Source organism: Streptomyces sp. MspMP-M5 (assembly GCF_000373585.1).
Lineage (GTDB): Bacteria > Actinomycetota > Actinomycetes > Streptomycetales > Streptomycetaceae > Streptomyces.
This window is the reverse complement of the sequence record NZ_KB891969.1, coordinates 1-5714: the sequence shown is the minus strand read 5'-3', so window position 1 is coordinate 5714 and position 5714 is coordinate 1. Positions and strand designations below refer to the sequence as shown.

Annotated in this window: 8 protein-coding genes; 7 read left to right on the top strand and 1 reads right to left on the bottom strand. The window is 69.9% G+C overall.

Features of this window, described 5'->3' with window-relative positions:
- The 3 genes from B073_RS42615 to B073_RS47420 all read left to right on the top strand — a co-directional run.
- Nucleotides 1-487 (top strand): dienelactone hydrolase family protein (locus tag B073_RS42615; protein ID WP_037814269.1); only part of this gene is annotated, 487 nt, incomplete at its 5' end.
- A gap of 120 nt (nucleotides 488-607) precedes the next feature.
- Entirely contained in the window at nucleotides 608-823 is a 216-nt protein-coding gene (locus B073_RS47010; RefSeq protein ID WP_086023887.1) for a hypothetical protein, read from the top strand.
- Nucleotides 824-839: 16 nt separating this feature from the next.
- Complete coding sequence (locus B073_RS47420) at nucleotides 840-1055, top strand: alpha-hydroxy-acid oxidizing protein (RefSeq protein ID WP_199788242.1); 216 nt, start codon at nucleotides 840-842, stop codon at nucleotides 1053-1055.
- A gap of 220 nt (nucleotides 1056-1275) precedes the next feature.
- Here B073_RS47420 and B073_RS0138670 read toward each other — a convergent pair whose 3' ends face one another.
- The gene (locus B073_RS0138670; protein ID WP_018543414.1) at nucleotides 1276-1974 is read right to left on the bottom strand and encodes an SDR family oxidoreductase; all 699 of its coding nucleotides are present in this window, start codon (nucleotides 1972-1974) and stop codon (nucleotides 1276-1278) included.
- Nucleotides 1975-2447: 473 nt separating this feature from the next.
- Here B073_RS0138670 and B073_RS0138665 point away from each other — a divergent pair, with 473 nt between their 5' ends.
- From B073_RS0138665 to B073_RS0138650, 4 genes are all read left to right on the top strand, one after another.
- Nucleotides 2448-3077, top strand: a complete 630-nt coding sequence (locus B073_RS0138665; protein ID WP_026248148.1) for a GNAT family N-acetyltransferase — start codon at nucleotides 2448-2450, stop codon at nucleotides 3075-3077.
- 537 nt (nucleotides 3078-3614) lie between these two features.
- Nucleotides 3615-4481 (top strand): GNAT family N-acetyltransferase, encoded by an 867-nt coding sequence (locus B073_RS0138660; RefSeq protein WP_037814267.1) that lies wholly within the window; start codon nucleotides 3615-3617, stop codon nucleotides 4479-4481.
- Between the two features lie 111 nt (nucleotides 4482-4592).
- A complete protein-coding gene (locus B073_RS42605) occupies nucleotides 4593-4976 on the top strand; it encodes a hypothetical protein (protein ID WP_234025271.1) in 384 nt (127 codons plus the stop codon).
- Between the two features lie 127 nt (nucleotides 4977-5103).
- Nucleotides 5104-5714, top strand: a 611-nt coding sequence (locus tag B073_RS0138650; RefSeq protein WP_018543411.1) for a transposase family protein, incomplete at its 3' end; no start/stop codon positions are given.

The window sequence follows — 5714 nt, the reverse complement described above, 5'->3', positions numbered from 1 at the left end:
CCGTTGCATGCCGCTGCTCGCCGACCCCGACCGGATGCGGGGCATCGGCCATGCGGCGCTCGACGTGTTGCGCGCCGACCCGCGGACCGACCCCGACCGGATCGCCGCCGTCGGCTACGGCACCGGGGGCGCCATCGGGCTGGAACTCGGGCGCGCCGGCGTCAACCTGCGCGTGATCGGGACAGTCAACGCACTGACCACGGGCCGACCGGGCGAGGCGGCGCGCATCCGCTGCCCGGTGTGGGCCGGGGTCGGGTCGGAAGACCCGATCATGTCGCCCGCGCAACGGGAGGCGTTCACCGCCGAGATGCAGGCCGCGGGCGTCGACTGGCGCCTCGTGGTCTACGGCGGCGCCCTTCACGCCTTCCACCACCCATCGGTCGACCACACCGTGCGCCCCGGCGTCGGCTACCATCCACGGCACGCGCAGCGAGCCTGGCGCGACGTCGTCGACCTGCTCGCCGAGTGCCTGCCGGTGACGGAGTGATCTGGTCAGTCCAAGCTCGGGCGCCCGCCGACCGGCGCGACGCCTGGGCTCCACTGCCACGGCGGGCGGGGCAGGTTGCGGCTTGCCAGTGATCCACTTCGGCCGATCGGTTCGCCCGCCATGCCCCTCCGTACTGCCTGTCCGATAGCCCCCAGTGCCGCCGAACGCGCGCGGCTGAAGATGATGGCCTACGACCACAAGACCGAGCACCGGCTGCGGGTGCGTGCACAGGTGGTGCTGCACGCCGCGCGTGGACGCTCCAACGCGCGCATCGCCCGTCAGACGGGGCTGCACCTGGACACCTGTCGACGGTCATGCAATTGGCTCTGGCGCTGATCTTGTGACGCGGTAGGTGTCAGTGGACATCGCCACCGCGGCAACCGGCCGGCTGTGGATGCAGTTGTGTTGGCTCAAGCGCCGTGACCTGATCCGCCGGGCCGAGGCCGCCGGTCTTCGTGCGCTGGTCCTCACCGTCGACGCGCTCAGGGTGGCGTTCCGTCCGCGGGACGCCACCAAGGGGTTCGCGGTGCCCCGGGCATCCGGGCGGTCAACGTGGCGCACGACGTGATGGCCGCCTCGCACGGCAGTCGGGACGGGGAGCTGGCCATCGCCCGGCAATCCAAGGAGCAGTTCGGCGCCTCGATCACTCGGGAGGATCTCGCCTGGCTGCGCGAAGTGACCTCCCTGCCCCTGGTACTTAAGGGCGTGCGCACCCGCCTTCGGCCTGCACCGCGTGGTACGCGGCGGGGCCGAAGGCGCCTTGTCGCACGGTCGTTGGGAGCGCGGCGTCAGCCGACCTGTCCGGTCGGCCGCATGGTGATGTGGTTGATGTCCACGCCCGCGGGCTGATTGACGGCGAAGACGATCGTGTCCGCGACCTGCTCGGCGGTCATCACCGGCGCCGCCTCGGGGGTGCCGCCGCGCTCGTCCCAGAACGGGGTGTCCACCACCCCGGGGGCGACGACCGTCACGCCGACCCCGTCCTTGCCGACCAGCAGCCGGGTGTTCTCGGCCAGTGCGTGCGCGGCCCACTTGGTGACCGAGTACAGGTTGCCAGGCGTGTTGCGCACCCCGGCGACCGAACCGATGATCACGATCCGGCCCTTGGACTCCCGCAGGTGTGGCAGGGTCTCCCGCACCAGCAGGGCCGGGCCCAGGACGTTGGTGAGGACCATGGCGCGCATGTCCTCGGGGGCATGGCTCTCCAGGTTGCCGGGCAGTGAGAAACCGGCATTGGCGATGACGTTGTCCAGTCGGCCCCACGCCTCCACCACGCGGCGCACGGCGGAGGCGATGTCGTGCGCGTCGCTGGTGTCGCCGGTGATCGTCAGCAGCCGCTCGCCCGCTGCGGCCGAAGCAGCGAAGGCGGCCAGCTTGTCCGCGTCACGTCCGGTGACGGCCACGCGGTGGCCCTGCTTGAGCAGGGCGCGGGCGGTGGCGGCGCCGATTCCGGTCGAGCCACCGGTGATCAGCGTGACGGGTTCCATGGGACGGCCTCCTCAGCGATGTGGTCATCGGGGCTCCGCCAGGGCCCCGGATGTCGATGAACACGAGGTGGCGCGTGAGGTCGACCGACTCCAGGTCGCCGGCCCCCCGAAACGCCTGCACTATACCCAGCGATCTTCCCGCTAAGTGGTCGGCTCCGGAAGTCCTTCGGGGGTTGACTCCTGAGCCTGTCTCATGCGCGGTGCCGGGGCAGACGTTGGGTCGGCGGGGTAGAGGCCGCAGGCGCAGTCCAGGGCGCTTGCGGGGCTGCCGGGGAGGTAGGGCGGTGTCCTCGTAATGGTTGCTGGCTGGCGGCGGTTCCTCTGCAGTGCTGTTTGTGTCCTGTCACGACTGCCCTTCAGGAGCTGTACCCCGGCAAAAACAGATGCCGCAGACTGCACGACGTCGTAATGTGTGATCCCGACTGCTGTCTATTACCTGGCTGTTGGTACGGCCACAGCTTCGGGAGGGCTTGATGGTTGCGGACATAGTCCGGACTTGGGCAGCTGGCTGGGCCGTGTCCCGACGGACACGCCCGCCTGTCGAGAAGCCCTGGGGTCTCTATATCGAGGTGGCCGGCAACCTAGATGAAGTGGGACGCCATGTCCTGCCCGAGGCCAAGGAGTTGTTGGTCCACAGAGCTTCCGCCTCCGTGTCCGTCCCGCAGACTTGGATGAAGATGCCCGCGGAGCCGGAGGAGATCGACTCCTGGTTGTCCCCGGGGTGGGTCTGGGAGGAGAACGGACATCTGATGGCCGTTGACCTGATGGCCACGGACCCGGTCGCGCCTGAAGGGTACATCGTGACCGTGGAGGCCGTTGGAGCCGTCACCTACGCTCGGGTGCTGGATGCGGCGGGCGAGCAGGTGGCCCAGGGCCAGATGGCATCCCTCGGGGAAGCTGTGGTCGTGGACCGGGTGATGACCGAGGAGGCTCATCGGCGGCGCGGGCTGGGCAACTTGGTGATGCGTACGCTTGCCGACCGTGCCCTGGAGACAGGCGCGGTCCTCGGCGTTCTCGGCGCGACCGACGCCGGGCGCGCGCTATATGAGACGCTGGGGTGGAAGAAGCACACGACGCTGGCGGAGTGCGTCTACCGGCCCTGAAGCAGGAGCATTGGCCGTACGTGGGTGTGGCCGAATCCAACGAGCATCAACTGCCCCGGACCGTTGCCGCTCTGGCCTTCACACAACTGCGGTCAGGCAGGGCCATCTTGTCTCCCCGATGCTCATGGCATGGGATGCCGCGCCCAGCCTCGACGTCTGGGCTTCGCCACCGCGGCGCGCGGGGCAGGCTGTGGTATGCCAGTGAGCAGTGTGCATCGTGAAGGTGCTGGTCACGGGTCTGGCATGAGTTGCCTTCGGCGTACTCGTGCTGGTCGTGGGCGGCAGTCTGAGGTGTAGATCGTCTGGCAGTGCGGGTTTGGCGATTTCTCGCCCGCCGTCTCGGGTTGCGCTCGTACGCTCCGGCGCACGGTGGACCCCGAGGTGCATGAGCGGATCTCCGCGCGCCGCGCGGAACGGGGGCACCGAAGCTGCTGGGCTATTGCGGGAGCAGAAACTCTTGGTCGGGCCGCTGCGGGAGCAGCGGCCGGCCCGGTCAATCGGTTGCGGACCTTCGGGATGGAGTGTCTGATCCCGGCTATGACGTTTGTGCTGGGTACGCCGACTGTCGACGGGTTACGCGAGGCCATGGCTGCGCTGCGGGAGTGGCAGTACGACGAAGCGCCGATGCAGTTGCATTCCGGGGACATCGGCTGGAACTACCGGTTCGGAACGGCCGAGACGGCCGCGGTGGTCCGGATCTGGAGTCGGGACGGGCGGATTCTCGCGGTCGGGATGCTCGACTCGCCGACGCTGGTGCGGATGGCGGTCGCTCCGGACGCTTTCCAGGATGAGGACTTGGCGCGGCGGCTCGTCGAGGACCTCTCGCTGCCTGAGCGCGGCGTGCTGCCGGAAGGAGCGGTGTCCATCGAGGCGCCGCTGGGCCTGCTGCTCCACGACCTGCTGAGCAAGGAGGGCTGGGGCGTCGACGAGCCGTGGACGCCGCTCTTCCGGGACCTCACCGAGCCGGTGGAGGACCCCGGCGTGCGGATCAAGTCGATCGGCCCGGAGCAGGCGCAGGACTTCGCCGACGTCCTGCGGTCGGCGTTCAACACCTCGCGGCCTACGCGCGAGTACTGGCACGCGATGTCGGCGGGACCGTTCTACGCCGACGCCCGCTGCCTGGGCGCCTATGACGACCAGGGCAGCGTGGCGGCGGTGGTGACGGTGTGGTCGGCCGGCCCGGGGAAGCCGGGGCTAGTCGAGCCGATGGGCGTCCACGAGGTCCACCGTGGTCGCGGCTACGGCCGGGCGATCACCGTAGCCGGGACGGCCGCGCTGCGGGAGATGGGCTCGTCGAGCGTACGTGTATGCACGCCGAGTTCCAACGTCGGCGGCGTCGCCACGTACAAGGCGGCCGGGTTCGAGGTGCGGCCGGAGGTGCGGGACCGGATCCGGACGGCGTGACGCCGGGGCTGCTCGGTAAGGCGGCAGTCTGGGGCGTAGATCGTCTGGCAGGTGCGGGTTTCCGGTTTCTCATCCGCTGTCGCGGGTTGCGCTCGTACGCTCCGGCGCACGGTGGACCCCGAGGTGCATGAGCGGATCTCCGCGCGCCGCGCGGAGCTGGATGAACTCGAAGAGCAGCTGGTCAAGCAGCTGTCCGAGGTGCGGGCCGAGCGGGCCGAGCTGGCCGTAGCGGTGCGGGTGTGGCAGCGGATGAGCGAGCAGCTCGCTGACGAGCGGGCAACGGCCGGGTCGCCGGTGGTGCAGGTGGCGGGTCGGGCGGTGCGGCTGGTCCCGGACCGGGCGTCAGGGGTGGCCGAGTCCGCGCTGCCGGCGGACTACCAGCGCATCCTGGCCGCCGTGCGGCAGGTCGGCGGGCCGGTCGCCACCCGGGCCGTGAGGCGTTGGGTCTGGACACCGGGGTGCGGGGCAAGCTGGAGCCGCTGCGCGGGAAGTTGATCAAGCTGGCCGATCGCGGCTGGCTGCACAAGCGGGGTGACGGCAAGTTCACCGTGCGCCCGTAGTTGCCGGACTCGAAGAGCGGGTAGGGGTAACCGGCGGGCGCCCGGCGGCAGTTGAGTTTGGTGTGAAGAAATACAACGAAACCGTCGAGGGCCCTGACGGCCTTGTCTACACCGCCCGCCTGCCGCTGTCGAGCGCCACCTTGAACTATCTCGCCGATCTGATCCGCGGCCACTGCAAGAAGATCTGCTCGCCGTGGCGGGCGCTGCCCGCCGGGAAGATCGCCGGGACCGTGCTGGCGGTGCTGCGCTGTGACCAGCGGCTCGGCGACCTGGCCGGCGGCAACGGCATCCACCGCACCACCGTGAGCCGGTGGGTGCGCGAGGTCGTCGGCCTGCTGGCCGCCCGCGCCCCGCGCCTGGACCGCGCGCTCAAGAAGATCGCCCGAATGGGCGGCGGCATCGTACTGCTGGATGGCTCGCTGATACGCACCCGACGCCGCACCGGAGACGCGAACCGGAGGAACTACTCCGGTAAGAGCAAATGCCACGGACTACTCGTGATCGCACTCACCGATGATCGTGGCCGGCTGCTCTGGGTCTCCGCGGCCCGGCCCGGACGCATCTCGGAGATCACCGCCTGCCGACACGACCACCTCACCGCCCATCTGCGCGCGACTGGCCTCGGCGCCATCGCCGACCTGGGCTTCATCGGCCTCGACGACAACGATGACCC